Raw genomic sequence first — 22,783 nt, forward strand, 5'->3', positions numbered from 1 at the left:
GCCGTGCCCGGTGCGGGGCCGTGCGGAAGGGGGGCGGCGTCACAGTAGACCCGGGGTGTGCCGGTGTCCATATATCGTTCAAGTAAAATTCCCGGCCGCCTCGCCGACACGATCACCCGCATACCGCCTGACCTGGGGTGTCGCTACTGCACAGCTTCTTCGCCTTTGAGCGTGGGAAGTGCCGTGGCGGGGCGTGGAGCCCGTCGGCGCGCGCGGTCCGCGGGCTGCCGGGGCAGTCGCGAAGGGCGGCGAGCCCCCCGCCGCTGGCACGTTTTACACCCGGATTGGTCCGCTCCATTGACACCGGCAGGGCGCAGTCCTAGCTTCTGGCGTCAGTTCGGTGCGCGACCGCGATGCCGTCACGGCCCAGTCGGCCAGGCCCGGTTGCCTACGCACATGCAACGTTCCACCCCCATGACTGCTCATGAGAGGGTTACCCCTTGAGGTCGAAGATCTTCAGGCGCAAGGCTGCCGCCCTGCTGGCCGTGATCCCACTGGCGGGCGCCGCGTGGCTGGCCACCTCCTCGTCACCCGCGTCCGCGACCGGCGCCTCGACCCCCGGCGCGGTGGTCGACTACCTGCACCAGATCAGCGGCAACCACACGATCAGCGGCGTGCACAACAAGGAACCGCTGAGCAACCCGTCGCAGTACACCGCCCAGGCGCACTCGATCACCGGCAAGTGGCCGGGACTGTGGGGCGGCGAGTTGGGATTCACCACGACCGACATCGCCAACCGGCAGACGATGATCAACCAGGCCAAGACCGAGTGGGCCAACGGCTCGCTGGTGAACCTCACCTGGCACATGTGCCGGCCCGACGTCGCCACCTGCGCCTTCGACGGCGGTGTCAACGGCACGTCGATGTCGGACGCCGAGTGGAGCCAGCTCGTCACCGACGGCACCACGCTCAACAACGACTACAAGGCCAAGCTGAACACCGCCGTCCCGTATTTCCAGCAGCTCAAGGACGCCGGCATCCCGGTGCTGTTCCGGCCGCTGCACGAGATGAACGAGGGCTGGGCGTGGTGGGGCGGCCGTCCCGGGCCGAACGGCAGCGCGCGGCTGTTCCAGATCACCCACGACTACCTGCGGTCCAAGGGCCTGACCAACATCATCTGGGTGTGGAACGTCAAGGACAGCGACGCCAACGGCGGTTCCGGCGGCGTCTCCAGCTTCTACCCCGGTGACAACTACGTCGACGTGGCCAGCCTCGACCCGTGGGTGCACGGCTTCCCGACCGGCGACTGGTACCAGGCGATCCTCAACACCGCGCACGGCAAGCCCGTCTCCCTGGCGGAGGTCGGCACGGTGCCCACACCGTCGCAGCTCGCGTCGCAGCCGCAGTGGACCTGGTTCATGATCTGGGCCGACTACATCACCTCGGCCAACTCCAGCTCCGGGCTGCAGGCCACCTTCAACTCCTCGCGCGTCCTCAGCCAGGGCCAGTTCACGCTTCCCGCGGGCGGCGGCACGACGCCTCCGACGACGCCTCCGGGTGGGGGTTCGGGTGCGTTCACGGGTGTGGGTGGCCGGTGTGTGGATGTGGCGGGCGGCAGTTCGGTGAACGGGACGGCGGTGCAGTTGTACGACTGCAACGGGACGGCCGCGCAGGTGTGGTCGGCCGGTTCCGACGGTACGGTCCGCGCGCTGGGCAAGTGCCTGGACGTGACGGGTCAGGGCACCGCCAACGGGACGAAGCTGCAGCTGTGGGACTGCAACGGTTCGGGTGCGCAGCAGTGGGTCGCGGAGTCCGACGGGCATCTGCGCAACCCCCAGTCCGGGCGTTATCTCGACGCGCCCGGGGGTGCCACGGCGAACGGGACCCGGCTGCAGATCTGGGACCGCAACACCAACGCCTGGCAGCTCTGGCACCTGCCCGCCTGAGCAGACCAAACCAGGGCGCCGGACCACCGGCACCCGCGCACGTCCCGCCCGCCCCGGCCCGTCGAACGGATGGCCGGGGCGGGCGCGACACGGCAGGATGCCCCGCATGACACTGCCCACTCCCGAACTGCGCACCGCCCGCCTGCGGCTGCGGCCCTTCACCGACGCCGACGCGGAGCCCCTCTACGCGCTGCACCGCAGCGCCCACGTGCTGCGGTACTGGGACTCGCCGCCGTGGACCGACCCGGCCCGCGCCCAGCGCTTCCTCGCGACCTGCCGGACGATGCAGGAGGACGGCACGGGGGCGCGGCTGGCCGTCGAGCGTGCCGACGACGGCGCGTTCATCGGCTGGTGCGGTCTGACCGGCTGGAACCCGGACTTCCGCAGCGCGTCCCTGGGCTATGTCTTCGACGCCTCCGCGTGGGGCCACGGCTACGCGACGGAGACCGCCCGTGCCGTCCTGCGGTGGGCGTTCGACACCCTGGACCTGAACCGCGTCCAGGCCGAGGCCGACACCCGCAACGCGGCCTCCGCCCGGGTCCTGGAGAAGCTCGGCTTCGTCCTCGAAGGCACCCTCCGCGAGGACTGCGTCGTCGACGGCGACGTCTCCGACTCCTGGATCTTCGGCCTCCTGCGCCGCGAATGGGACCCCACGACCGTTCCGGCAGCCGGCCGGCAGGCCGCGGCCCCGCCCGGCGCCGGGGCCGCCCGGCGCTGACGGCACCGCTCGCCTGCGACACGGCGGGCGCCCCGGCCCCGTGGAGGACTCCCAGGGCGCACGCGCGTGTCGGCCGACGGGCGGGCCGGTCCTACCGGGTCAGGATGGTGCCGTTGGCGAAGCTGTCGCCGCCGTCGCTCGACACGTAGTGCCAGCCGACGACGGTCAGGTGGTTGCCGGAGGCCGCCACGGCGCCGACGCCCAGCGGCAGTTGCGGGTCGCTCTCGGGCAGGCCGAGGGACTTCCAGCCGCCCGTGGAGGTGAGGCTCAGGCCTACGGCGCCGTCGTCGATGCCGCCCACGACGACGACTCCGTTCCTGCCCCGCAGAGCCACGGACTGGAGGGCGAACGTGCCCCGCGGCAGTCGCACCTCGGTCCACGCGGTGCCGTCCCAGTGCAGGGCGAGGCCCGCCGGTCGCTGCTTGTCGGTGTCGCGGGACCAGCCGACGGCCCATACGTCGTCGGGGGTGCGGGCGGCGACGTCGAAGAGGACGGCGGAGTCGGGGAAGGCCGGGGTCGGCGTGCGGGTCCAGCGGTGTCCGTCCCAGTGCGCGGCGACGGACTGGCCGGTGGCCTCGTCCACGCCGACCACCCAGACGTCGTCCGGCGCCACCTCGTCCACCTGGTTCAGGCTCCAGTCCTGGGATCCCGGGATCCGTACGGAACGCCACCGCCTGCCGTCCCAGTGCTGCACCACGGGGACGGCCGCAAAGGTGTCCTCGGTGTAGCCCTGCCCCACCGCCCAGGCGTCCGTCGCGGAGACCGCGCTCACCGACAGGAGGGCGGCCTCGACGGTTCCGGCGGGCAGGCCCTTGTCCGCGGTCAGGCGCCAGTGGCCGCCGGTGTAGCGCCCGACCAGCACGCCCTGGCCGTCCGCCCCCTGGTCGCCGACGAAGAAGGCCGAGCCGTCGGCGGCGGTGGCGATGTCGTTGATCCTGCTGTTCCACGCGCCCGCGCCCGGCAGCGACAGCTGCCGCCATTTCCCGCCCTTGCCGAGATCGCGCTCGTACAGGGTCGGGGTGAACGAGATCCCCCCGTCGGGGTCGGTGACGACGGTGGCGCCCCCGGCCCAGGTGACCGAAGGGCCCTGCTGGGCCACCGTCATCATCGACACCTGCCCCGTCGGCGTCTCCACCCACGGCCTGCCCCCCACCGGCTCGGCCGCCGCCGTACCGCTCAGCGCCAGCGCGCCGACCCCGGCTCCCGCCAACGCCGCCGCGATTCCGCGTCTGACGGTCACTGCTGCGTGTGCCATCGTCCGTGCTCCCCCTCGGTCGGTTCGGCGCATCGGGCGTGTGCCGGGCCGGCGGCCCGGCGCCCGTGCACAGTGAGAGAGGCCGTGGCCCGGACAACGGTTGCAGGGAACTCCTCCGTTCACCGGTCGTCGGGACACCGCCCGGCCGCCCGGCCGCCCGGCCGTCCGCCCGGGTGCCGCGGCCCCCGGGCCCCGGGGCCGTGGTCTACTGCCGTCCGGACGTCCCACCCGACGGAGGCACCCGCCATGACCACTCCCTCCCCCTCCACCCCGGAGCGCGCGGCCGCCTTCGGGCGCGTCGCCGAGGACTACGGCCGGCTCCGCCCGGCCCCGCAGCACGAGGCGATCGACTGGATGCTGCCGGAGCGCCCGTCCGCGGTCCTCGACCTCGCGGCCGGCGCGGGCACCCTCACCGCGCTGCTGCCGTCCCGCGTACCGCGGGTGTACGCGGTCGAGCCGGACGACCGGATGCGCGCGGTGCTCGCCGAGCGCCTCCCGGACGCCGATGTCCGGCGCGGCACCGCGGAGTCGATCCCGCTGTCCGACGCGGCCGTGGACGCGGTGATCGTCTCCTCCGCCTGGCACTGGTTCGACACCGACCGGGCCGTTCCGGAGATCGCCCGGGTGCTGCGGCCCGGCGGGCGGCTCGGCATCGTCTGGAACGGTGTCGACCGCGACGTCGAATGGGTGGACCGCTGGACGGGCGCCCTCGGCCGCAGCGGCGGCGGGCAGGCGCCCGGGGGCCGCTCGGAGCGCCGCGGGGAGATGCTGCGCGCGGCGCTGGAGCACGCGGACTCGCCCTTCGACGCGCCGGAGCACGCCGTCTTCACCACCACCCGCCGTACGACCCCGGTCGAGGCGGCGGCGCTGCTCGGCACCTACAGCCGTGTCATCCTGCTGCCCGAGGAGGATCGCCGTGCCCTGCTGGCCCGAGCCCTGGACACGCTCTGCGCCGAACTCGGCATCGGCCCGGACGACGGCTTCGACCTCCCGTTCCGCGCCCTCACCTGGCGGACGGCACGCCGGTGACTCCTGTTCGCAGAGGCTCGCTTGAGGAAATATGTAGGCCGGTCTATTCTCGCCCCATGGGACAGAAGGGCGCCGAGACGCGGGACCGGCTGACGGAGGCGACGCGGGAACTGATCGAGACCGGCGGATACTTCAGCGCCGGGCTCAACCAGGTGGTCGCGGCCAGCGGGGCGCCCCGCGGGTCGCTCTACTTCCACTTCCCCGGCGGCAAGGACGAGTTGGTCGGGACGTCACTGCGGCAGGCCGGGCGGTCGGTCAACGGCGCCATGGAGGCGCTGGCCGACTCCCCCGCGTCCGCGGCGGAGTTCGTCGACGCGGTGCTGCGGCACCTCGGCGACCGGCTGGAGGAGTCGGGCTGGCGCAAGGGGTGTCCGGTGGCCACCGTGGCACTGGAGGTGGCCGCGACCAGCGATCCGCTGCAGAAGGCCTGCTCGGAGGTCTACACCCAGTGGGAGGCGACCTTGCGCGCACGGCTGGAGGGCCGCGCGGACGCCGACGACCTCGCGGTCACCGTCCTGGCGCTGATCGAGGGGGCGCTCCTGCTGGCCAGGACGCACCGCAGCCGCGCCCCGCTGGCGTCCGTCGCCCGTCAGATCACCGCATTGCTCGGCTGAGACCGCCCGCCGCCACCGCCGCTCCCGGCGGATCCCGGTGGCGGGCCTTTTGCGGCCCTCAAAATATGTAGACCGATCTATTAGGAGGTCGTCATGGACGCGATCGTCTTCGGCGCCACCGGCTTCATCGGCCGCTCCCTGGTCGCCGAACTGCTCGGCAGGGGACAGCGGGTGGCGGCCGTCGTCCGCAACGACACCCTCACCCCCTGGCTCACCGGCCAGGGCATCGGCACCGGCGGCCTGACCGTCGCCACCGCCGACATCACGCGACCGCTCGGCGGACTGCCCGACGCGCGGGTCGTCTACAACTGCGCGGCCCGCTACGCCTTCGGCCTCGGGGTGGACGAGGCACGGGCGGCCAATGTCACCGGGGCGCTCAACGTGCTCGAATGGGCCGCCACGCTGCCGCGGCCGCGCAGGCTCGTGCACGTCAGCGGTTACCGGGTGAGCGCGCCCGAGGGCCGCCCCGACTACGCCGGGCTGGGCGCGTACGAGGCCTCGAAGTTCGAGGGGGATCTCGCGGTACGCGCTCGGGCCCACGCGCTGGACGTACCCCTGACCCTCGCCAATCCCAGCAGCGTGATCGGGCCGGGGCAGTACGTCGGCCCGGCCGCCCTCGTGGAGAACCTGTGGAACGGGCGGCTCCCCGCGCTGCCCGGCGGTCCGGACGTCTTCGTGCCGGTCGTCACCGTCGGCTACTTCGCGCGCTTCCTCGCGGAGATCCCCGCGGCGCCCGCGGGCGAGCACTACTGGGTGCTCGACGACGCCACCCCCCTCCTCCCCGGGCTGATCGGCACGATCGCCGACCACATGGGCGTACGGGCGCCCCGCCGCTTTGTCCCCGTCGGCCTGTTGCGGCGTCTGCCGCGCAAGCTCACCGGCGCGGACCCGGAGACGCTCTCCTTCCTGTCGGCGGACCGCTACCCGACGGCCTCCGCCGCGGCCTTCGCCGCAAGCGCCGGCCTGGAGATGCCGCCGGTCGCGGACGCGCTGCGCACCTGGGCCGACGACCTGGTGGCCGCCCGCTTCGGCGCCGCCACCCCCGGGATACGGCCGTACGGCTTCCGGTCCGTCGCGGGCTCCCGTACCTGGGTGACCGGCGAGCGCCACCGGCCGGACCACGTCCTGCTGCACGGGCTGCCGATGAACGCCGACCTCTGGGCACCTCTCGCCGCGCGCCTGACCGGCCCGGTCCTGGCCCCCGACCTGCCCGGACTGGGACGGTCGGCCGCCTCCTCCCGGCCGGTTGAGGAGTGGCTGGCCGACCTCATGCGCCCGGTCAGGACCCGGCCCGTACTGGTCGCGCACTCCCTGGCCTGCGGGCCCGCGCTGCGCTTCGCCGCCGCGCGTCCGGAACGCATCCGCAAGCTCGTGCTCGTCTCCCCCTCGTTCCTCCAGGCCCCCGCCGGGCGGCTCACCCGCTCGCGGATCGCGGTGCCGGCCCTGCGCCGCATGTCTGCCGCCCGGCTGGCCGCGGCGCTCGGCCTCCCGGAGGGACCCGAGGTGGCCGGCGCCGCAGCCGACCTGCGGCGCCCGGGAGCCGCGCGCCGCGTGGTCGGGGCCCTGCGCACGGACCACGCCGCACGCGAGCTGTCGCGCTCGCTCCTGCCCCGGGTGGAGGTCCCCGTCGAGATGGTCGTGGGCGCCGCCGACCCGCTGACCGTGCCGGTCGGCACCCCGGTGACCGAGATCGCCGGCGCAGGCCACTACCCGCAGCTCACCCATCCGGCGCAGCTCGCCCGCCACCTCGGCCCCGCGGCGGCCGTGCCGCCCCGGTGAGCGCAGAGCGCGCCGCCCGACGCGGCCGGGCGCCTTCCGGCGGGGCCCCGCCCGCGTCCGGGAAGCCGGCTGTCCGCACGGGCGGGAACGCCCTGATGACGCCTCACCCGCTCGCCGGGTCACCGGTGGCGGCGGTTCGGCCGTCCGCCGAGACTGGGGGCGTGGCCAGGCCCGATGAGCGGCATCCGGCGGGGAGCGACCTGCTGCGCGCGGCCGTCGTCTCGGTCGGCACGACCGCGGACGTGCTGCGCACCGCGGACGAGCTGGTGCGCGCCGTCGTACCCGGACTCGCGGACTTCGCCGCGGTCGACCTGCTGGACGGCGTGGTGGACGGCGACGTGCCGCCGCCCGGCCCGGTCGACGGTGCGGCGGCGGGCCTGCGGCGGGCGGCCTCCTGCCGCGCGGGCGGCGGCGTGCCCGGCGAGGTGCCCGTGGGCGCCGACATGACGTATCCGCCGGGCAGCCCGTACGCCCGCTCGCTGACCGGCGGGATGCCGCTGCTGGAGTCGGGCACGGGGCCCGACACGCCGTGGCTCGTCCCCGACGCGCGGCCCGCGCACGCGCTCGCCGCCCTGCCGCTGACGGCGCACGGGACCGCGCTCGGCCTGCTCCACCTCTACCGCGGACCCGGAGCGCCCCCGTTCGCGCCGGGCGACCTGGAGCTGGCCGCCGCGGTGGCGGTGCACGGCGCGGTCTGCCTGGACAACGCCCGCCGGGAGGCGCGCTCGGCGCGTTCGCGGCAGTCCCTGCGGCACGCGCTGCTGCGCGACGTCGTCCCGGCCCACCCCTCCATGGAGCACACCCGGCGCTATCTGCCGGGGCGGCTGTACAAGGGCAAGGGCGGCAGCTGGTGCGACGTCATCGCGCTGTCGAGCGCGCGGGTCGCGCTCGTCGCGGGGGACGCGACCGGTCACGGCATCCAGGCCGTCGCGCGGGCCGGGCGGGCCCGTACCGCCGTGCGCGCGCTGCTCAGCATGGATCTGGCGCCGGACGAGCTGCTGACGCACCTGGAGCACCTGGTACGGCAGATCCTGGCGACGAACGCGGCCTCGGGCGAGCGTCCGGGACCCACCACGACGTGCCTGCTGGTCTTCTACGACCCGGTGACCGGTCGCTGTCAGGCCGCGAGCGCCGGGCACCCGCCGCCGCTCGTCGTCCGGCCGGACCGGCCGCCGGAGGCGGTGGACATGCCCGTGGGGCCGCCCTTCGGCGAGCACGGCACCTTCGAGTCGGTCGGCCTCGACCTGCCCGAGGACGGAGTCCTCGCCCTCTACACGCGCGGTGTGGTCAGCACCGACGACGGCGCCGACGGGCCGGACGCCCTGGTGCGCGCCCTGGGCCGTCCCGCGGAGGATCTGGACGCGCTGGCCGCGCACGCGGTCGACGCGATCGGGCCGGTGCGGTCCGGCGAGGAGGACGGCGTGCTGCTGCTCGCCCGGCCGCGGCCCGTGCCGGGGCGCGACGTCGTGTCGTGGGAGGTGCCGCCGGAGCCCGCCTCGGTGTCGCGGGCCCGCGACCTGGCCGCCGAGCAGCTGACGCTGTGGAACGCCGCCGAGGAGGCGCCGACGACGCAGCTCATCGTCAGCGAGCTGGTCACCAACGCGATCCGCTACGGCCGTCCGCCGCTGACCCTGCGGCTGATCCGTACCGACCGGCTCGTGTGCGAGGTCACCGACACCTCCAGCACGTCGCCGCACCTGCGGCACGCCGGCGGGCTGGACGAGGGCGGCCGCGGCCTCTTCTTGGTGGCCCAGCTCGCCGACACCTGGGGCACCCGCTACACCACCCAGGGCAAGACCATCTGGGCCGAGCAGCCGCTCTCCGGCTGACCGGCGGCACGTGCGCCGCGGACGGGGGCCGTACGCCTGGTGCCGCGGGCGGTTCAGCCGCCCGGACCCATACCCGGGGGCGGGGGCGGCGGCTCGGCGCGGCGGTGCCGACCGGCGCGGTAGACCGCCCAGCTCGCCACGCCCGCCAGTGCGCACACGCTCGCGGCGAGCAGCTGCGCGGCCGCCGACAGGGCGAGGGCCGCGAAGAGCAGCACCAGCGCGAGGACGCTCGCCCACGCGGTGACCCGGCCGGAGCGCCCGGCGCGCGGCGGGGGCTCCACCGGGGCCGGTTCGACATCGGGCGCGGGTGGTGCCGGTGGGTGCAGCGGCTCCGGGCGGGTGCGCCCGAAGTCCGCGAGCGTCTTGGAGAGCTTCGGATCCTCGCGGGTGAGCAACCGTTCGAGGTCGGCGATCACTCGTCGTTCGTGCAGGGAAAGGACCATCGTGCGCCTCCTCACCCGAGGGGCCCGGCTACCGTCGCCGGCGTTCACTGACCGTAGCGGCGGCTTCGGCCGCTCATGTCCACCGACTACCCGGCGACATACCCGCCCAATCGGGTGAATCCCGGGCTTTTCTCCGGACCGCGCACCGGGGGGCGGCAGCGCCGGGCCGGGGCCACGATGGAGGGATGGACACGCACACGGGGTGCGCGCTCGTGGTCGTCGACATGATCAGCACCTACGACCACCCGGACGCGGATCTGCTGGTCGCGTCGGTGCGGGAGGCGCTGCCCGCCGTCACCCGGGCACTGGCCGGGGCCCGGCGGCACGGCACCGAGGTGATCTACGTCAACGACAACTTCGGCCGCTGGCGCTCCCACCACGACGAGCTGGTGGCGGCCGCGCTCCGCGGCCCGCACGCCGACCTGGTGCGGCCCGTGGTGCCCGACGAGGACTCGCTCTTCGTGGTCAAGGCCCGTCATTCGGTCTTCTTCCAGACACCGCTGGAGTACCTGCTCCAGCAGCATCGCATCGGCCATGTGGTGCTGTGCGGCCAGGCGACCGAGCAGTGCGTGCTCTACTCGGCGCTGGACGCGCACATCCGGCATCTGGACGTGACGGTGCTGCGCGACGCCGTGGCCCACATCCACGCCGACCTGGCGGACGCGGCGCTGCGGATGATGGAGCGCAACATGGGCGCCCGGCTCACGGACACCGACGCCATGCGCTGGTGACGCCCGCCGGGCCGGTGACAGCCCGGTGACGGCCCGGACGCGGATCGCCCGCCGTACCGGGGTTCGGCCGGCTCCTCACGGGTAGCCGCAGGGCCTACGCACCAGGTGGGAGGTGGGTCGCATGGCCGGGACCGACCGGCAGGACATCACGCACGCGCTCCTGGACGGCTACGGCCGCACGTACGCCGAGCAGGCGGGGATCCGTATGCGGGACACCCCGCAGCCGCTCTACCGGCTGCTGGTGCTCGCGGATCTGCTGAGCGCCCGGATCAGGGCCGACATCGCGGTGGCCGCGGCGAAGGAGCTGTCCGCGGCGGGCATGCGCGATCCGCGCGGGATGGCGGACGCCACGTGGCAGCAGCGGGTCGACGCGCTCGGCCGGGGCGGCTACCGCCGCTACGACGAGAGCACCGCGACCCGGCTCGGCGAGGGCGCCGACCTGGCGCAGGAGCGCTACGGCGGCGATCTGCGCCGGCTGCGCGACGCCGCGGACGGCGACGTGGCGGAGATCCGCGGGCGCCTGCGCGACTTCCCCGGCATCGGTCCGGCCGGTGCGGACATCTTCCTGCGCGAGGTGCAGACGGTGTGGCCGCAGGTCGCCCCCTACTTCGGCGCGAAGGCCGAGCAGGGCGCCGGTGCGCTGGGACTGCCGCGCTCGCCGGGGAGGCTCGCCGGTCTCGCGGAGGACGCGGAGACCGATCCGGCGGTGCTCGCGGCCGCGCTGGTACGGGTCTCGCTGGACAGGAAGGGCCCCGAGACGGTCCGCGAGGCCGCGCGCTGAACGCGTCCGCCGCGTGCCGCCCGGCCGGGCGGCGCGCGGCGGACGGGCCGTCAGTGGACCAGCAGGTAGACGTAGCCGCCGGAGCTCTGGCACAGGAAGTTCGGGCCCCAGAGGTTGTAGCCGGCGATCCCGGCGGCCTGGCACTGGTCGTAGGTGTAGTAGACGCCCTGGGTGCGCCATTCGCCCGCCGCGTGGGCGGAGGTCGCGGTGGCGAGGGGGGCGAGGACGGCGGCCGCGGCTGCGGCGACGGCGGCCGTTGCGATACGTCGCTTCACGTGCCAACTCCTTTTGTGTCGAGACGTGCTGACATAACGTCATATCTCATGGGAGGTGGTGCGATGTCGCTCGCATGCTAGCCGCCGCCGCACCAAGAGGTCCAGACCAATAGGAAGCCTCGTTCGCCCCCCTCCCCGCACCCGCCCCGCCGTTCACTGCGGCCTCGGGAGCCGACGCCGCCGCAGCAGGCCGGGGAGGGTCACGAGCGCCGAGCACCAGCACGGACGCGCCGACGACACGCAGTCCGGTGTCCGCGGCCGTGACGAACGCGGTGACGACCGCGGGACGGTGCGCCGGGCCCGCCACGGCCAGCGCCTGGGCGACGGTGTGCGGGTCGCCGTGCGCGCGGACGGCCTCCGGCAGGGCCGCGGTGAAACGCGCGGTCAGAACGGTGCCGATGACCGCGACGCCCAGCGCGCTGCCGAACTCCCGGGTCGTCGCCTGGAGTCCGGCGCCCACGCCCGCCCGGTCCGGCGGCAGCGAGCCCGCGATGGCGCCCGAGAGCGTGGGCAGCGCGAGGGCCACACCGACGCCGGTGACGACGAGCCAGCAGGCGTACACCGCGTACGGCGTGCCGGTGCCGCTTAGGGACAGACCCAGCAGGCCGCCGCCGGTGAAGGCGAAGGCGAGCGCGGTGGTCGCGTCCAGCCCGATCCGCCGGACGAGGGCGCCGGTGTACCGGGCGGCGACAATGACCGGCCCGGTCAGCGGGATCACGCCGAGCCCGGTGCGCAGCACCCCGAACCCCTTGCCGTACTGGAGGAAGGAGGCGTTGACGTAGAAGAGGGCGAACATCCCGAAGAAGACGGCCGTCATGCCCAGGCAGGCGGCGCGCAGCCCGGGCACGCGCAGCAGGCGCGGGTCGAACAGCGGGTCCGCGACGCGCAGCTCCACCAGCGTCCACGCGGTGAACAGCAGGGCGGCTCCCACGAAGCCGCCGATCACGACCGGGCTCCCCCAGCCGGACTCCGGGCCCTGCACGATGCCAACCAGCAGCGCCACGGACGCGGCGACCAGCAGCGCCGTGCCCGGCGGGTCCAGGCGGCGGGCGTGCCGGGCGGAGACCGGGACGAGTCGCGCGGTGAGCGCGGCCAGCAGCAGGGCGGCTGGCACACCCGCGGCGAACAGCCAGCGCCACGACCCCGCGTCCAGCACCGTGCCGCCCCCGACGTTGCCCGCGACCCCGCCGACGCCGGTCATCGCGGCCCAGGTCGCGACGGCCGCGCCCGCGCGCTCGCGCGGCACCGCGTGCAGCAGCACCGCGAGGGTGTTGGGCAGCACGGCCGCGGCGCCGACACCGGTGACCGCGCGCCCGGCGAGCAGCAGCGGCAGCCCGGGGGCGAGGGCCGACAGCAGCGCGCCGCACGCGAAGAGCACGAGTCCGGCGAGCAGCACGCCCTTGCGGCCGAACCGGTCGCCGGCCGCGCCACCGGGTATGACCAGGCACGCGAAGACCACCACATAGGTGTCGACGATCCACACCAGCGCGGAGGCCGACGGGTGCAGGGCGCTCGCCGCGAGCATCGGGACGGTGAGGTTGACGGCGGCGACCGTGCCGACGACGAGGACGACGCAGGCGCACATCAGCGCGAGCGCCGCGCCCTGGTGGCGCGCGGGCGGCGCGGCGGGCGGTACCGGGGGCGGGGCCGCGGGCGCGCGGTCCGCGGGGCGTTCGAGTCCGTTGGTTCCCATGCCCGCGACGCTAGAAAGAGCGGACACTTTCCCGCCACGCAACTTTGACAAGCCACCGTTGCGTGGCACGCAATCTACACTCCCCGTGTGACCGTTCCGTCCGCCGAACTCGACCTCAACCTCCTGCGGGTCTTCGACGCCCTGCTGGCCGAGTCGAGCGTGACGGCCGCCGCCGAGCGGCTGCATCTGTCCGTCCCGGCGACCAGCCGCGCCCTCGCCCGGCTGCGGCGGGCCATGGGCGACCCGGTGCTGGTGCGGGCCGGGCGCGGCATGGCGCCGACGCCGTACGCGCTGCGCGTCGCACCGCGGGTGCGCTCGCTGCTGGACGAGGCCGCCGCGCTGGTCAGCGCGGACCGCGAGGTCAGGCCCGCGGACCTGGAGCGCACCTTCACCGTCCGGATCAACGACGGGGTGGCCGCGACGCTCGCTGCCGCGGCCGTGGCGGCGATCTCGGCGGCCGCGCCGGGCGTGGTGCTGCGGTTCGTGGCCGAGGGCGCCGAGAGCGTGGAGGCGCTGCGGGACGGCAGCGTCGATCTGGACATCGGCGTCGGCGAGGACGCGGCGCCCGACGTCCGGTCGGCGCGGCTCTACCGCGAGCAGGTCGTCGCGGTGGTGCGCGCCACGAGCCCGCTGGGCCGCGGGCGTCCGCCGACCCTGCGCGAGCTGTGCGGGCCCCCGCACGTCTCGGCCTCCCGCCGGGGACGCGGCCGGGGCCCGCTCGACGACGTCCTGGAGGCGGCGGGGCTGCGCCGCCGGGTCGCCGTCGTGGTGCCGACCTTCGCGGTGGCGGCGCTGCTGGTGGCGTCCAGCCCGTACGTGGGGCTGGTGCCGCGGCGGCTGGCCGAGTCGTACGCGGACGGGCTGGGGCTGCGCTGGTTCCCCGTCCCGGCCCCGCTGCCCGCGATCGACGTGCGCCAGCAGTGGCACGCCCGGCTCGACGCCGACCCCGCCCACCGCTGGCTGCGCACGACCCTGGCCGCCGCCCTGGACTGACGTGCGGTCAGCCGAGCGGTCCGGCCCCCCTTCCCGCCGCCGCGCCCCGCACCAGGACGGCGAGGGTGCTGCGGGCCGCGCCGCGCAGGGCGGGGCGGCGTGCGAAGGTCGCGGTGAAGGCGAGGACGGAGACCGTGCCGCCGTAGAGGACGGCGGCCACTGCGGAGAGGAGCCCGATCACCATCGGGCACGCACCCTTCTTCCCCCACTCGGCCCGCCCGGGAACGAAGAGCCGGGGCGGGCGACGATGCGTCCTCCCCAGGATACCCGCGCCGTCAACTCCCCCGCGGGGCACGGAAGTAGCCTGCGCCCCATGCCGTTTCCCGATGAGCCGGGCCGCCCGCTCGCGGTGGTCGGGCACCGGCCCGAGTGGGCCGCGGAGTTCGAACGGATCGCCGCGCCGCTGCGGCAGTCGCTGGGCGGCGCCGCGCTCGCGATCGACCATGTGGGGTCCACGTCCGTGCCGGGGCCGGCCGCCGAGGACTGCGTGGACGTGCAGGTGCGGGTGCGGTCGCTGACCGGGCAGGACGACGAGCGGTACACCGCGCCGCTCGCCGCGCTCGGCTTCCGCCGCCGCCCCGAGCCGTGGAACCGCGCCGAGATCTGCGGCGGCCGGGAGTGCCGCAAGCTGGTCTTCGCGCCGCCCGTCGGCGCCCGCTCCTGCAACGTCCACCTGCGCGTGTACGACGGGCCGAACACCCGCTTCGCGCTGCTCTTCCGGGACTACCTGCGCGCGGACGCCGAATCCCGGCAGGCATGGGGTGACTTCAAGCAGCGGCTCGCGCTCGCCGTGCCCGACCTGTCCGGCTACGGGCAGATCAAGGCGCCCGCGACGCTGGTGCTGATGGCGGCGGCCGAGCGCTGGGCCGCCGCCACCGGCCGGCGCGTCCCGCCGCCCGCTACGCCCGGTCCTCCACCACGTCCGCGACCACGCAGCTGACGTTGTCGGGGCCGCCGCGGCCGTTGGCGAGGCCGACGAGTTCGCGTACCGCGGGCTCGGGTCCCGCCGCCGAGGCGAGGATCCGGTGGATCTCCTCGGTGGGCACGGCGGCCGGCAGTCCGTCGGAGCACAGCAGGTAGCGGTCGCCGCGCCGGGCGTCCTGGAGCTTCAGATCCGCGGTGGCGTCGGCGCCGCCGCCGAGCGCCCGCACCAGCAGCGACCGCTGCGGGTGGGAGGCGGCCTCGTCGGGGCTCAGCCGCCCGTCGTCGATCATCGCCTGCACCGCGGTGTGGTCGTGCGTGATGCGGAACAGCTCCCCGTCGCGCAGCAGGTAGACACGGGAGTCGCCGATGTGGACGAGGGCGAGCTGCGACCCGGTCCACAGCATCGCGGTGAGCGTGGTCCCGGACCCGCCGGCGTCGGCGGCCGCGGCGGCGCCGTGCACGGCCCGTCCGGCCTGCTCGACGGCGTCCTCCAGGGCGCCCAGCAGCTCGCCCGCCGGGAGGGCGGCGGCGTCCAGGTGCTCGAACGCGCCGACGGCGGCGGCGCTCGCGGGGCCGCCCGCGCCGCCGTAGCCGTCGGCGACGGCCAGCAGCCGGGAACCGGCGTAGGCGGTGTCCTGGTTGCGCTCGCGGACCAGGCCGCGGTCGGAGAGGACGGCGTAGCGGATGGCGAGCGGTGCGGTGGCGGCGGTCATGGACGGGTCCTTCCCCGAGAGGTGGCCGACGAGGAAGGCGGCGAGGTCGCGCCGCGCGGCGGTGTCGGCCTCGACTCCGGCCCAGAAGGCGCGTACCTCCTGCGCGGCCTGCCCCTCCGGAAGGGCGCAGACGTGCCGGATGCGGGCCAGCGGCATGCCGAGGCGCCGCAGCCACGCCACGAGCCGGGCCTGCTCCAGCTGCCCGGGCGCGTAGTAGCGGTAGCCGGTGGCCGGGTCGACGCGCGCGGGGGTCAGCAGGCCCAGCTCGTCGTAGAGGCGCAGTGCCTTCGGCGAGAGCCGGGAGGCCCGCGCGAACGCGCCGATGGTCAGCAGTCCCATGCCCGCCCTCCTCGTACCGGGCGGTGTCGCCCGGCCCGTCCGATGCTGTGTCCTCCCCCAGGGTGAAGGTCAACGGGCCGGGCGGGGAAGGTCAGACGGTCGGCGGCGGGGTGGTGCGGAAGCGGTTGATGGCGTCGGCGTGCCGGGCCCGCAGCTCCTCGTCGCGCACGCCGAGACCCTCGCGGGGGGCCAGGCACAGCACGCCGACCTTGCCGTGGTGCAGGTTGCGGTGCACGTCGTACGCGGCCTGGCCGGTCTGCGCCAGCGGGTAGACGCGGGAGAGGGTGGGGTGGATGCGGCCCTTCGTCACAAGGCGGTTGGCCTCCCACGACTCGCGGTAGTTGGCGAAGTGGGTGCCGACGATGCGCTTGAGCGACATCCACAAGTAGCGGTTGTCGTATTCGTGGGTGTAGCCGGAGGTGGAGGCGCAGGTGACGACGGTGCCGCCCTTGCGGGTGACGTAGACGCTGGCGCCGAAGGTCTCGCGGCCGGGGTGCTCGAAGACGATGTCGACGTCCTCGCCGCCGGTCAGTTCGCGGATCCGGCCGCCGAAGCGCTTCCACTCCTTCGGGTCCTGGGTGTGCTCGTCGCGCCAGAAGCGGTAGCCCTCGGCGCTGCGGTCGATGACCGCCTCGGCCCCCATCGCCCGGCAGATCGCCGCCTTGTGCTCGCTGGAGACGACGCAGACGGGGGTGCCGCCGCCCGCCAGGACGAGCTGGGTGGCGTAGGAGCCGAGTCCGCCGCTGGCGCCCCAGATGAGGACGTTGTCGCCCTGCTTCATCCCGGCGCCGTTGCGGGAGACCAGCTGCCGGTACGCGGTGGAGTTGACCAGACCGGGGGCCGCGGCCTCCTCCCAGGTGAGGTGGCCGGGCTTGGGCATCAGCTGGTTGGACTTGACCAGGGCGATCTCGGCGAGGCCGCCGAAGTTGGTCTCGTAGCCCCAGATGCGCTGCTCGGGGTCGAGCATCGTGTCGCCGTGCCCGTCGGCCGACTCCAGTTCGACGCTCAGGCAGTGCGCCACGACGTCGTCGCCCGGCTGCCACCGTGTCACGCCGGGGCCGGTGCGCAGGACGACGCCCGCGAGGTCGGAGCCGATGACGTGGTAGGGCAGGTCGTGCCGGGCCGCGAGGTCCCCGCGGCGGCCGTAGCGCTCCAGGAAGGCGAAGGTCGGCACGGGCTCGAAGATCGACGACCACACGGTGTTGTAGTTGACGGAGGAGGCCATGACCGCGACCAGGGCCTCGCCGGGCCCCAGTTCGGGCACCGGCACCTCGTCGAGGTGGATCGACTTGCGGGGGTCCTTGTCGGCGGTGGCCATGCCCTCGAACATGCCGGTCTCGGTGCTGTGCAGCGTCGCGGCCCGGTAGCTGCCGGGCAGCCGGAGGGCGGCGATGTCCCGGGCGCCGGTGTGCCCGGAGACGACGGCGTCGACGATGTCCTTCACCGCGCGGCCCCCTGCGCGCGCAGGTAGTCCGCGAGCGCGGGCACGGTGTCCAGCGCGGTCAGGTCGTCGTCGGTCCCGACGGCGACGCCGTAGCGCAGCTCGACGGCCTGGATCAGCCGGACGAAGCCCAGCGACGTCAGGCCGAGCAGCCCCAGCGACTCGGGCTCCTCCAGCGCCTCCTCGGCGCTGATCAGCCCGTCGCTGGCCTCGGCGACGAGAGCGGCCAGCTCGTGGTGGAGCCCGGAGTCGGGGGTGGCGGGGGCGGTCATGCGCTCTCCTCCTGCAGCAGCTCGTCGACGGTGGCGACGACCCCCTCGACGGTGGGGGTGTCGAAGAAGGCGTCGAAGGGCACGTCGACGCCGAGCCGGTCGCGGATCCGGGCGGTGATCTGCATGATCGTCAGGGAGTGCCCGCCCAGGTCGAACAGCGCGGTGTCCGGGGCGATCGCCTCGACCCGCAGCACCTCCCGCCAGATGTCCGTCACGATCCCGGTCAGGTCCGCGTCACCGGTGGGGGCCGGGGCCTGCGCCACGGTGTCCCGCGGTGCGGGCAGGGCGGCCCGGTCGAGCTTGCCGTTGAAGGTGAGCGGCAGCGCGTCCAGCGGTACGAGGTCGCGCGGGATCATGTAGCGCGGCAGCCGCCCGGCGGCGTGGGCCCGTACCGCGGCGGGGTCGGCGCCGCCGACGAGGTAGGCCGCCAGCTCACCGCCGTGCACGGCGACCGCGGCCTGCGCGACGCCGGGCGCGTCCAGCAGGACACGCTCGATCTCGCCGAGTTCGACGCGGTGGCCGCGCAGCTTGATCTGGTCGTCCCAGCGGCCCAGGAACTCCGGCTGCCCGTCGGGGCCGAGGACGACGCGGTCGCCCGTGCGGTACCAGCGGCCGCCGTCCGGGGCGGTGACGAAGCGTTCGGCGGTGAGGTCGGGCCGGCCGCGGTAGCCGCGGGCCAGTCCCGCGCCGCCGATGCACAGCTCGCCGGGGACGCCGGGCGGCACGGGGCGCAGCCGGTCGTCCACGACACGCAGCGCGGTGTTGGCGAGCGGGCCGCCGAGGGTGATCCGGCCGGGGTCGGCGGGGATGTCGGCGGCGGTGGACCAGATGGTGGTCTCGGTCGGGCCGTAGACGTTGACGAGCCGCCGTACGAGCGGGCGCAGCCCGCGGGCCAGCGGCAGCGGCAGCGCCTCGCCGCCGCACAGGGCGGTGACCGGGGCACCGGTCCACCCGGCGTCCAGCAGCAGCTGCCAGCCGGACGGGGTGGCCTGGACGTGCGTGATCCCGGCGTCCTCGACGAGCCGGGCGAGCGCGGCGCCCTCGCGTACGGCCGCGTCGGCGGCGACCACGACCCGGCCGCCGGTGGTGAGCGGCGCGAACAGCTCCAGGCCGCTGATGTCGAAGGACAGGCTGGTCAGGTGCAGCCAGCGGTCGGCCGGGTCGGCGCCGACCAGCTCGCCGACGGCGGCGACGAGGTTGGCGAGCGCGGCGTGGCCGACCTCGACACCCTTGGGGCGGCCGGTGGAGCCGGAGGTGTAGATGACGTACGCGAGCCCGTCGGGGTCGGCCGCAGCGGGCGCGGTGGCCGGCTCGTCCGCGAAGGCGGCCAGGCCGTCCAGCGGCAGCGGTTCCGCGGGGCTCGCGGCGACGCCCGGCAGGGCGTCGGCGTGGCCGAGGACCAGCTTCGCCCCGGCGTCGGCGGCGAGGAAGTCCAGCCGGGCCGGGGGCAGGGAGGGGTCCAGCGGGAGGTAGGCGGCACCGGCCGCGAGGATGCCCAGCAGCCCGGCGACGAGTTCGGTGCCGCGGTGCGCGCACAGCCCGACGACGTCCCCGGCGCCGATGCCGCGGCGGCGCAGCCCGTGGCCCACGCGGTGCGCGGCGGCGACGAGTTCGCCGTACGTCAGGGTGCCGTCGGCGGCGGTCACGGCGACCGCGCCGGGCGCCGCCGCGGCGGCGGACCGCACCTGGTCCAGGACGGTGGTGGCGGGCCGCGGACGGGCGGGGCCGTCGAGCCGCGCCAGCAGCGCGCGTTCGGCCGGCAGCAGCAGGTCGAGGTCGCCGACCGGCCGGTCGGGCTCGGCGAGCGCGGCGGCGAGCAGGGTACGGAAGTGGGCGACGGCACGCTCCCCGTCGGCGGCGGCCAGCAGCCGGGTGGGGATGTGGACGCGCCCGGTGAGGCCGCCCGGCGTGTCGATGAAGTGCAGGTGCATCGCGGCGCGGACGGTCGCGGTGGCGAAGAGCCGGTCCACCGGGGCGGACGCCTGGCCCTCGGACTCCGCGCCGAGCCGGATGTAGCTGGTCGACACAGGGGCCATCGCCAGCCGCGGCGGCAGGTGCGGCACGGCCCTGCCGAACGGCACCTCGCGGTGGCCGTAGACCGCGCGGGCCTCCTCCCGCACCGCGCGGGCCAGCTCGGCGAAGGAGGCCTGCGGGCGGGCGTCGAGCGTGACGGGCAGCTCGCTGACCCACATGCCCAGCTCCCCCGCCGTCTGCGGGGTGCGAGTGGAGACGTCCACGGCCACCGACACCAGCGGGTTGCCGTAGCGGGCGAGCAGGGCGTGGATCCCGGCGAGCAGTACCTCGAAACGGGTGACGCCCAGCGCCTCCTTGCCCGCGGCGAGGGCTTCGTCCAGCTCCGGCGTCCAGCCGAGGTCGAGGTGGGTGGCGGGTTCGGCGGCGGTGGGCGTGGCGGCGAGCCTCGGCAGGACGGCGTCGGCGGGCGGCACCGGCCGCTGCGCCCAGAAGCCGCGCGCGGCGGGCAGGGCCGCCGCGACACGCTCCGTCTGCGCCTGCGCCAGGGCGGCGAAGCTGGCGAGGTCGCCGCTGCCGAGGTCGCGGCCGCCCACGGCGGCGCCCAGGTCGGCGACCAGGATGTCGCGGCCGAGCCCGTCCAGGACGAGGTGGTGGGCGACGGCCATGACGACGGTCCGCCCGTCGTCCACGCGCAGCACCGTGCAGCGGGCGAACGGCCCCGCGCTCCCGCCGGTGTCCGCGAAGCCGAAGCCGGTGGCGAGTTCGGCCGCCAGCTCGGCGGTCAGCCGGTCCGCGCCGACCGTGCGGTGCACGACCGGCGCCGGGGCGCCGGGGCGCAACAGCGGTTCGCCGTCCGTCTCGGCGACGGTCGCGCCGAGCAGCGGATGCCGCCGGACCAGCGCCGCCCAGGCCGCCTCCAGGGCGGCGGCCCCGACGCCGTCCGGCGCGGTCACGATCGCCGGAACCAGGTACGCCGCCGAAGCCCCGATGGCCCGCTCGGCGAACCACAACCCCTGCTGGGCGGGAGTCATGGGAATCCCGGTCGCTGCCTCAGCCATGTGCTGCCGCTTCCTCTCCTGTGAGCTTGCCGTCACCGGCGCTTGTGCCGTCGCGATCGCCACCACCCGGGCCTCCGCCCGCGCTGGGGCTGTCGCTCGCGTCCGTGCGGGCGGGCGCGCCTGCGCACGAAGTCGTGCCGTCGCCGCGGCCTTCGCCCGCGCGTGGGCCGGGGTACGCACCCGAGCCGGTGTTCGCGCCCGCGTGCGGGCCCGGCGTCGCGCCCGCACCGAGGTGCCCAATCGAAGTGGGTTGCGTGGGCGTGCCGGTGTCCGGGGCCGGGGCTGGCGCTGTGGGACCGAACAGGTCCCGGAGTCGGTGTTTGACGACCTTGCCGCCCGCGTTGCGGGGCAGTTCGGTGACGTACGCGATACGGCTGGGCTGTTCGTGGGCGGCCAGGCGGGTGGCGAGGAAGCGGCGCACCTCGGCGAGCCGCAGTTCGCGGGTGGCGACGAGCACCGCGGCGGGGGCCCGTCCGAGGACGGGGTCGGGCAGGCCGAGGACGGCCGCCTCGACGATGTCCGGGTGCTCGTGCAGCGCCGCCTCCACGGCGATCGTCGACACCTTGTCCGCGCCGCTCTTGATGACGTCGCTCTCCCGGTCGACGAGGAAGAGGTAGCCGTCGTCGTCGAGGTAGCCGATGTCGCCCATCCGCGTCCAGCCGCCCCGGAAGACGCGCGCGGTGGCGGCGGGGTCGTCGAGGTAGGAGCGGGGCGCGCCGCCCGCGCCGCGCATCCACACCTCGCCGGTCACCCCGGCGGGGCAGGCCCGGCCGTCCGCGTCGCACACCCGGAGCACCCCGCCCCCGGCGGCCAGGCCGATGGCCGCGGGGCGCCGGGGGCTGAAGACCATGCTGGTCTGAGTGGGCGCGGCCTCGGTGGAGGTGTAGTAGTTGACGATCGTCGCGCCGGGCAGCGCCGCGGCGAGCCCGGTGGCCACGCTGGGCGGGAGCGCGGCGGCGGTGGAGCCGAACAGCGCGACGCCGGAGGTGTCGTGCCGCTCCAGCGCGCCGGAGGCGAGCAGCTCGATCGCCATCGCCGGGACGACGAAGACGCTGCCCACCCGGTGCTGCTCGATCAGCCGCGCGAAGGGGTCGGGCGCGAAACGCGCGGTGACGAGCATCCCGGGGTGCGCGGTGAGCGCGTTGAAGAGCATGGTCTGGGCGGCGTTGGTGCCGATCGGGAAGGCGTGCAGGAAGACCCGGGAGTGCGCGAGGGTCCGCAGCGGCGGGTCGAGCCGCATGCCGTACGTGAGGTTGGCGTGCGCGGCGAGGACGCCCTTGGGCCGCCCGGTCGTGCCGGAGGTGTAGAGGATCTGTGCCGGGTCCCCGGGCCGCGGCCCTCCGGCGGGTCCGGCCTGCGGCAGCGCGTCCACGTCCTGCGGGCCCCAGCGCAGCCGCACGGGGGCGTCGAAGCGCTCGGCGCCGGGTCCGTGCAGCAGGGCGGTCGCGCCGCTGTGCTCCAGCATGTACGCGGCTTCCGCGGGCGCGGTGCGGGTGGAGATGGGTACGGCGACGGCCCCGGCGGCGAGCACGCCGGTGTAGGAGCAGGCGTACGCGATCCAGTCCCGCGCCCCGTACAGCAGCCCGACCCGCTCACCGGGCCGCACTCCCGCGGCCCGCAGCCCGGCGGCGACGGCCTGGGTACGGTCCTGCCACGCGTGCAGCGAGAGCGTGTCGTCGCCCTGCCGCACGGCGACGTGGTCCGGCTGGGCCGCCGACCGGGCCGCGAGCAGGTGCGGCACGGTGAGGGCGGCCCGGGCCGCGGCGGCGGCCGGTCGTCGCCCGCTCATCGCACCTCCCGCGCGCCGGGGTGGTTGCGGACGGCGCGGCCACCACCCCGTACGGCCCCGGGCGGCCCGCCCGTGGCGACAGCCATCCGGCGGACGACGACCGGCGGGTGGCTCCCGTCAGCCCCGGGACGGCGCCGGGCCGCGACGCGGGCTCGCGTGGCAGCGGTGGCGGGGCCGGTGGCGCCGCCCTGCCGCGGGCCCGCCGCGCCGCGGACCGGCCTCGGCGCCTCCGTGGCGCCGGAACGGT

At 75.5% G+C, this 22,783-nt stretch carries 20 protein-coding genes; 10 read left to right on the forward strand and 10 right to left on the reverse strand.

What is annotated here, in order from left to right:
* The first annotated feature begins 440 nt into the window (after window positions 1–440).
* Window positions 441–1,886, forward strand: coding sequence for a glycosyl hydrolase (locus ACH4PY_RS19410; RefSeq protein ID WP_398183837.1), 1,446 nt, complete (start codon window positions 441–443; stop codon window positions 1,884–1,886).
* A 106-nt stretch (window positions 1,887–1,992) separates the two neighbouring features.
* Window positions 1,993–2,604: a GNAT family N-acetyltransferase gene (locus tag ACH4PY_RS19415; RefSeq protein ID WP_398183840.1), complete on the forward strand. Its 612-nt coding sequence runs from the start codon at window positions 1,993–1,995 to the stop codon at window positions 2,602–2,604.
* 91 nt (window positions 2,605–2,695) lie between these two features.
* Here the strand turns inward: ACH4PY_RS19415 and ACH4PY_RS19420 are convergent, their stop codons facing one another.
* On the reverse strand, window positions 2,696–3,859 hold the full coding sequence (locus ACH4PY_RS19420) for a hypothetical protein (RefSeq protein ID WP_398183843.1): 1,164 nt from the start codon (window positions 3,857–3,859) through the stop codon (window positions 2,696–2,698).
* A gap of 246 nt (window positions 3,860–4,105) precedes the next feature.
* On the opposite strand from ACH4PY_RS19420, the gene ACH4PY_RS19425 reads away from it, so the two are divergent.
* The 4 genes from ACH4PY_RS19425 to ACH4PY_RS19440 all read left to right on the forward strand — a co-directional run bounded on the left by ACH4PY_RS19425 (window position 4,106) and on the right by ACH4PY_RS19440 (window position 9,110).
* The gene (locus ACH4PY_RS19425; protein ID WP_398183845.1) at window positions 4,106–4,888 is read left to right on the forward strand and encodes a class I SAM-dependent methyltransferase; all 783 of its coding nucleotides are present in this window, start codon (window positions 4,106–4,108) and stop codon (window positions 4,886–4,888) included.
* A 56-nt stretch (window positions 4,889–4,944) separates the two neighbouring features.
* Window positions 4,945–5,502: a TetR/AcrR family transcriptional regulator gene (locus ACH4PY_RS19430; RefSeq protein WP_398183848.1), complete on the forward strand. Its 558-nt coding sequence runs from the start codon at window positions 4,945–4,947 to the stop codon at window positions 5,500–5,502.
* Window positions 5,503–5,595: 93 nt separating this feature from the next.
* Complete coding sequence (locus ACH4PY_RS19435; RefSeq protein WP_398183851.1) at window positions 5,596–7,281, forward strand: alpha/beta fold hydrolase; 1,686 nt, start codon at window positions 5,596–5,598, stop codon at window positions 7,279–7,281.
* Window positions 7,282–7,442: 161 nt separating this feature from the next.
* Window positions 7,443–9,110 (forward strand): SpoIIE family protein phosphatase, encoded by a 1,668-nt coding sequence (locus ACH4PY_RS19440; RefSeq protein WP_398183854.1) that lies wholly within the window; start codon window positions 7,443–7,445, stop codon window positions 9,108–9,110.
* Window positions 9,111–9,163: 53 nt separating this feature from the next.
* Here ACH4PY_RS19440 and ACH4PY_RS19445 read toward each other — a convergent pair whose 3' ends face one another.
* Window positions 9,164–9,553 (reverse strand): DUF3040 domain-containing protein, encoded by a 390-nt coding sequence (locus ACH4PY_RS19445; protein ID WP_398183857.1) that lies wholly within the window; start codon window positions 9,551–9,553, stop codon window positions 9,164–9,166.
* Window positions 9,554–9,738: 185 nt separating this feature from the next.
* Here ACH4PY_RS19445 and ACH4PY_RS19450 point away from each other — a divergent pair, with 185 nt between their 5' ends.
* Together ACH4PY_RS19450 and ACH4PY_RS19455 are read left to right on the forward strand one after the other, a co-directional pair.
* Complete coding sequence (locus ACH4PY_RS19450; RefSeq protein WP_398183860.1) at window positions 9,739–10,284, forward strand: cysteine hydrolase family protein; 546 nt, start codon at window positions 9,739–9,741, stop codon at window positions 10,282–10,284.
* 121 nt (window positions 10,285–10,405) lie between these two features.
* Window positions 10,406–11,065, forward strand: a complete 660-nt coding sequence (locus ACH4PY_RS19455; protein ID WP_398183863.1) for an endonuclease — start codon at window positions 10,406–10,408, stop codon at window positions 11,063–11,065.
* 50 nt (window positions 11,066–11,115) lie between these two features.
* Here ACH4PY_RS19455 and ACH4PY_RS19460 read toward each other — a convergent pair whose 3' ends face one another.
* Window positions 11,116–11,340 carry a hypothetical protein gene (locus ACH4PY_RS19460; protein WP_398183866.1) on the reverse strand — a complete coding sequence of 75 codons (225 nt, stop codon included), beginning with the start codon at window positions 11,338–11,340 and terminating at the stop codon, window positions 11,116–11,118.
* Window positions 11,341–11,386: 46 nt separating this feature from the next.
* Entirely contained in the window at window positions 11,387–13,033 is a 1,647-nt protein-coding gene (locus ACH4PY_RS19465; RefSeq protein WP_398183869.1) for an MFS transporter, read from the reverse strand.
* Window positions 13,034–13,120: 87 nt separating this feature from the next.
* Here ACH4PY_RS19465 and ACH4PY_RS19470 point away from each other — a divergent pair, with 87 nt between their 5' ends.
* Window positions 13,121–14,026 carry a LysR family transcriptional regulator gene (locus tag ACH4PY_RS19470; RefSeq protein ID WP_398183872.1) on the forward strand — a complete coding sequence of 302 codons (906 nt, stop codon included), beginning with the start codon at window positions 13,121–13,123 and terminating at the stop codon, window positions 14,024–14,026.
* Between the two features lie 7 nt (window positions 14,027–14,033).
* Here ACH4PY_RS19470 and ACH4PY_RS19475 read toward each other — a convergent pair whose 3' ends face one another.
* Window positions 14,034–14,210: a hypothetical protein gene (locus ACH4PY_RS19475; RefSeq protein ID WP_398183875.1), complete on the reverse strand. Its 177-nt coding sequence runs from the start codon at window positions 14,208–14,210 to the stop codon at window positions 14,034–14,036.
* A gap of 129 nt (window positions 14,211–14,339) precedes the next feature.
* On the opposite strand from ACH4PY_RS19475, the gene ACH4PY_RS19480 reads away from it, so the two are divergent.
* Entirely contained in the window at window positions 14,340–14,966 is a 627-nt protein-coding gene (locus ACH4PY_RS19480) for a GrpB family protein (protein ID WP_398183878.1), read from the forward strand.
* Here the strand turns inward: ACH4PY_RS19480 and ACH4PY_RS19485 are convergent.
* From ACH4PY_RS19485 to ACH4PY_RS19505, 5 genes are all read right to left on the reverse strand, one after another.
* A complete protein-coding gene (locus ACH4PY_RS19485) occupies window positions 14,926–16,002 on the reverse strand; it encodes a MerR family transcriptional regulator (RefSeq protein ID WP_398183881.1) in 1,077 nt (358 codons plus the stop codon). The genes ACH4PY_RS19480 and ACH4PY_RS19485 overlap by 41 nt on opposite strands.
* A 91-nt stretch (window positions 16,003–16,093) precedes the next feature.
* Window positions 16,094–17,446: a crotonyl-CoA carboxylase/reductase gene (gene ccrA / locus ACH4PY_RS19490; RefSeq protein ID WP_398183884.1), complete on the reverse strand. Its 1,353-nt coding sequence runs from the start codon at window positions 17,444–17,446 to the stop codon at window positions 16,094–16,096.
* Complete coding sequence (locus ACH4PY_RS19495; protein WP_398183887.1) at window positions 17,443–17,715, reverse strand: phosphopantetheine-binding protein; 273 nt, start codon at window positions 17,713–17,715, stop codon at window positions 17,443–17,445. Before ACH4PY_RS19495 ends, ccrA begins: the two co-directional genes overlap by 4 nt.
* Entirely contained in the window at window positions 17,712–20,747 is a 3,036-nt protein-coding gene (locus ACH4PY_RS19500; protein WP_398183890.1) for an amino acid adenylation domain-containing protein, read from the reverse strand. The genes ACH4PY_RS19495 and ACH4PY_RS19500 overlap by 4 nt, the downstream gene beginning before the upstream one ends.
* Window positions 20,740–22,536 carry a class I adenylate-forming enzyme family protein gene (locus ACH4PY_RS19505; RefSeq protein WP_398183893.1) on the reverse strand — a complete coding sequence of 599 codons (1,797 nt, stop codon included), beginning with the start codon at window positions 22,534–22,536 and terminating at the stop codon, window positions 20,740–20,742. Before ACH4PY_RS19505 ends, ACH4PY_RS19500 begins: the two co-directional genes overlap by 8 nt.
* Window positions 22,537–22,783 lie beyond the last annotated feature (247 nt).

It is taken from the genome of Streptomyces sp. NPDC021224 (genome assembly GCF_044332905.1).
Taxonomy (GTDB): Bacteria; Actinomycetota; Actinomycetes; order Streptomycetales; family Streptomycetaceae; genus Actinacidiphila.